The organism is Pseudoalteromonas sp. GABNS16E, from assembly GCF_028598715.1.
Classification (GTDB): domain Bacteria; phylum Pseudomonadota; class Gammaproteobacteria; order Enterobacterales; family Alteromonadaceae; genus Pseudoalteromonas; species Pseudoalteromonas atlantica.
This window is the reverse complement of record NZ_JAQREZ010000102.1, coordinates 1-4,423: the sequence shown is the minus strand read 5'-3', so window position 1 is coordinate 4,423 and position 4,423 is coordinate 1. Positions and strand designations below refer to the sequence as shown.

At 39.5% G+C, this 4,423-nt stretch carries 5 protein-coding genes; 2 read left to right on the top strand and 3 right to left on the bottom strand.

Going from position 1 to position 4,423, the window contains the following annotated elements:
* Positions 1–225 precede the first annotated feature (225 nt).
* From PSI06_RS20635 to PSI06_RS20625, 3 genes are all read right to left on the bottom strand, one after another.
* Positions 226–552 carry a hypothetical protein gene (locus PSI06_RS20635; protein ID WP_273604768.1) on the bottom strand — a complete coding sequence of 109 codons (327 nt, stop codon included), beginning with the start codon at positions 550–552 and terminating at the stop codon, positions 226–228.
* 101 nt (positions 553–653) lie between these two features.
* A complete protein-coding gene (locus PSI06_RS20630; protein WP_128583451.1) occupies positions 654–959 on the bottom strand; it encodes a hypothetical protein in 306 nt (101 codons plus the stop codon).
* Between the two features lie 85 nt (positions 960–1,044).
* A complete protein-coding gene (locus PSI06_RS20625; RefSeq protein ID WP_273604769.1) occupies positions 1,045–2,199 on the bottom strand; it encodes an acyltransferase family protein in 1,155 nt (384 codons plus the stop codon).
* A gap of 150 nt (positions 2,200–2,349) precedes the next feature.
* Between PSI06_RS20625 and PSI06_RS20620 the strand changes: the two genes are divergently transcribed.
* Both PSI06_RS20620 and PSI06_RS20615 read left to right on the top strand, forming a co-directional pair.
* Complete coding sequence (locus PSI06_RS20620) at positions 2,350–3,495, top strand: sensor histidine kinase (RefSeq protein ID WP_273604770.1); 1,146 nt, start codon at positions 2,350–2,352, stop codon at positions 3,493–3,495.
* Complete coding sequence (locus PSI06_RS20615; protein ID WP_273604771.1) at positions 3,473–4,087, top strand: response regulator; 615 nt, start codon at positions 3,473–3,475, stop codon at positions 4,085–4,087. The genes PSI06_RS20620 and PSI06_RS20615 overlap by 23 nt, the downstream gene beginning before the upstream one ends.
* Positions 4,088–4,423: the final 336 nt, after the last annotated feature.

Sequence of the window (4,423 nt, the reverse complement as noted above, 5' to 3'; positions counted from 1 at the left end):
TACCAACCTTCGTTACATTGTCAGAGCCGCTACTTTATTCAGGCTCCTAGGATCATCTGGTGATACAGATGGTTCACTCATTAAGCGGTGAACAGCGCTTCATACGACTTCACGTCGCACGCCCCAAGACGAGTTAACGTAAATACTCTATAGGTCGACTTTGAGCAAAGCAGTCAATCAAAAGTTTTGATGTCTGAAGTAAAGATTTGATCCTCGTTGGCTTTTTCAAAACGAATGGGCACGAGCTTTTTGTAATAGTGGCAACACAAGTAAAGGCTCAGAGCGATTATCAACACAAACAACGGCATTTGCACTACTCAGTGCTCTCACCAATGCGTTAACAGGGGTTATATTGTCCAAAGACTCAATAAAACAATTGTCTTTCTCAAACTCACTTATATCGTCGAAATACTCATCAGGCGAAAAACAATATAACTCAAGCGGCTTAACTACCGCGTTATTGTTGTTTGGTAGTTTTTTCCCTAACACGATGAGTAGATGAGCTTTTTTATCCAATCCGAGCTTAAGCAAAAGCGTATTTATTAAATCCATGTACTTCACTGAATACCAAATTAAAATAGCGTCATATTTTTATCGTGCATTATTAGGTACATTAAAACAATATCTATTTTGATGAATTACCAGCGATTGCGCTATGCACTATGAGTAAGTAATTTAATCCATTCATCTGCGTTTGACACAATGAATTGATAATTATTGCCATCTTTTAATACGACTTCAATTGCATCATGTGTATAAGGCAAAATACCTGCAACTTTACCAGTGCACTTACTCACCTTTACAATTTCACGCCGTGAAAACGTATAAGGCCCTAACCCAAATTGTGCATTAAACGGTGCAAAATGAATATCAGTGTTGGTTAGCCAAAATTTACCGTCGGCTTTAATCGTCCCTTTTTGAATTGTGGCGGTTGTCGATTTGATTGTTATTGCTTGCATAATAATATTCCTTTATGTGGCTATTAATGTGTCAGTTTTGTCGCTTTTAAGTCATTACCAAGTGACGACATTTAAGCTGACTGTATTACCTTTTCTTGGTTCGCCTACCGTTAAGTAATGCACCCAACCACGTATTTTTAACTAATAATAAATAACTTATTTGACCAATAAGTAATGTAACAACCACGCTAACTATAAACTTTACTAAAACTGGCCAACCAGTATTAATCAATGGCATCTGAATATAAATCAGCACTGGCACATGTATTAAATAAATCCAATATGATGTATTTGAGATGCTGCGACTGAGCTTACTTTGGTGATTTAAAAAACGATGCCCAAGTAAAAACGTTATGGCGGTTAACAAAATAACACTCAGTCCTTGTGATAAAACATGCAATACATGCAGCTCTCCCGCTGCTGCAAAATACCCCGAAGTTGCGGCGGCAATCACTTCATCTAAGCTTGGCGCGGCTGGTAATAAAGAAAAATAACCAGTCAGTGATAGTGCAACACCCAAAATAAGAGGCCATAAGTACTTATGATATGAGCAAATGAGCTGCTGTTTTTTATTAAGCCCCACTCCCAACCAATAAAAACTGCCGTAAAAACCATACGACCATAACTGTGGCGTGAGTTTATCAGGAGCAGCAAATGGAATAGATTGCCCCATTAATGAAAACGTTAACACGATGGGAAGTACAACCCACATAAATAAAGGGTGAGCGCTAAGCGCATCAAATTTATTGCCTAATAAGTTAGTTGTTTTCAACAACCAGTGAATTAAGCAAAACTGGAATAAGTTCCACAAAAACCATAAGTGCATAGTGCTAACAACAGGCTCTTTAATAACTTTAAACACAGCAAAAATCGGCGGTATTGGATTAGCTATACCGGCTCCAAAACTCAAGGCATGGTAGTAAACGGCAAAGCTGAACGGTAAAAATACAATAAAAGGCAGTAGAATATGTTTACTGCGATGATGTAAAAAGCGCGCGTTGCTCGATTTATCTATTAAAAGTGCACTGCAAAACCCTGCAATAATAAAAAATAATGGCATCCGAAATAAGTGCAGCGTATGCGTAATATAATCAAATAGACCATGTGTGCTTGGGTCTGCCGTAAACCAAATATTGCGAAAGAACGGACTGTAGGCTAAAGCGGCATGAAATACGATGCCGAGCAATAGCGCGAGGCTGCGTAAATTATCAATGTAGTGTAATCGACTGTCTTTATTCATTAATGTGCCCAACTAACTTTTATTAATAAAGCATAAATGAATGAGGTTTCATGGCACTAGTCACAAAGCTCATAGCCCGAGCTATGACAGATGTCACTGTTTTTACAACGCGAGTTCTGCAATAATTGCTAAAAAAATATGGCCGCAGTAATGGAATCAACTATACGACATACAACCGATTGGCATTTCTCAACATTGGCATCGTGGCTTGGGGTGACATTGGCGTGTGCCTATTATGCCAACTCAGAATTAGCGCTATATTTGCAAATCATAGTAAGTGGTTCCATTTTAGCTATTTTGCTGTATGTGTTAAAACAGCCTAACAAATTTGTTCACGGCGTAGCACTTGGCTATTTCCTGCTTATTTTGGCAATGATACAACTGAGTTCAACATCCTTAGTTTTTACCCACCTAGTGATGTTTACCGCGGTTTTTAGTCCTCATTTTTCGCTTCCTAAGATACTGGCTTGTGTTGTGGCCGCCATGCTGGTGTATGGTTTAACGCATTATGCGCGCTGGGAAAATGGCATTCCTTGGATCACGTTTACAATTTGGTTTTTCTTTTGCTTGATGAATTGGTTTGTTAGCCGGCGTATTGTCGAAAGTTTAAATACACATTACCAATCCCGCCAAAACTACAAAGAGTTAAAAGCCACCCAACACATGATGGGGGCGATGCATGCAGCGCAAGAGCGACAAAACATATCACGCGAGCTCCATGATTCGCTCGGCCATAAGCTTACCGCGCTCAGCATTAATTTAGATTTTGCTAAAAGAGCTGCAAATGAAGCCACCGTTGAAACCCTCTCTCTTTGCCACCAACTTAGCCAAGAAGTATTGACTGAAGTGCGCGAAATCGTTTCCACTCAGCGCAATGACAAAACGATACTTAAGCAAGCTCTTGAGGCCATTTGCGAACTGACACCTAATTTACACTGTGATCTCCAACTAAGTAAAGAGACAGAGCAGCTCCCTCAAGACTACGCCCTGTGTGTATTGCGGTTTACCCAAGAGATGATCAGCAATACCCTTAAACATACCCAAGCAAACCATTTTACTTTGCATGTAAATGTCACCCTCGTTGGCGAACAGCCGCTGTTAGTTGCAAAAGCGTATCACAATCAAGCAGAGACCCATTTACCAAAACAAGGGAACGGATTAGCAGGACTAAATGAGCGAATGGCACAATTTGGCGGTGAATTTTCACAACACCTTGAGCAAGAAACATTGATCAATACCATGACACTACCACTAAATTTAGAAGAAAAAAGCCATGATAAAGTGCCTACTAGTTGAAGATCAGACATTAGTTCGTTTAGGCCTCGCTAATTTACTTAACCTCGATAGCGCCATTAATATCGAAGCCCAAGCTGAAGATGGCTTGCAAGCGCTTACACTATTAGCTGAGCATAGTTTTCACATTGCTTTACTCGATATGAGAATGCCGAATTTAGATGGGCTCGGCGTGCTGCAAAAAATGCGTGATAAGGGTGATAAAACCCCTGTGCTGATCATCACCACATTTGAAGATTGTGATGTATTAGTCAAAGCCCTTAATCTAGGTGCTCGTGGGTATGTGCTTAAAAACATTGAACTTGAAGAGCTCATTAGCGCTATCAAGCAGGTCGTTGCAGGTGAGCGAGTATTGCAAAGTGCGGTGACTGATTTTTTACTCAAAAAGCAACTAAGCCCTCAGCTCTGCTTAACGGACAAAGAACAAACCGTATTGCAGTGTTTGTCTTTAGGTATGCCAAACAAAGTGATTGCCAAAAAATTAGATAACTCTGAGGGGACTATTCGTAATCATGTGTCACAAATTCTTGCCAAATTAGACGTAAAAGACCGCACTCAGGCCGTTATAAAAGCCATTAATCAAAACCTAATTTAACACGCGAACAATACCAAATTACTATTTTTGATTAGGCTTAAGTGGTGCAATCAACATAAATAAGAGTAAACAAAACCAACTAATAAACAAACAGGCGACTATCCATGCGAGCTTTTCTTGGCGTTCCACTTTTTGTGACCTAGCAATGAGTATGATTGGCATCACCCAAATCTTGATTCCAGACATTAAAGATCTTCAGTCTGCTCATGGCACAGACTGTGTGAAAACTCTGATCACCTTTTGGTCTAAGTATGTTCTGCTTATGATCTATTAATCTATACATTTAGTTCACTTAATATACTGATATTTATATAATTAGACTATTGATTCAGTTGA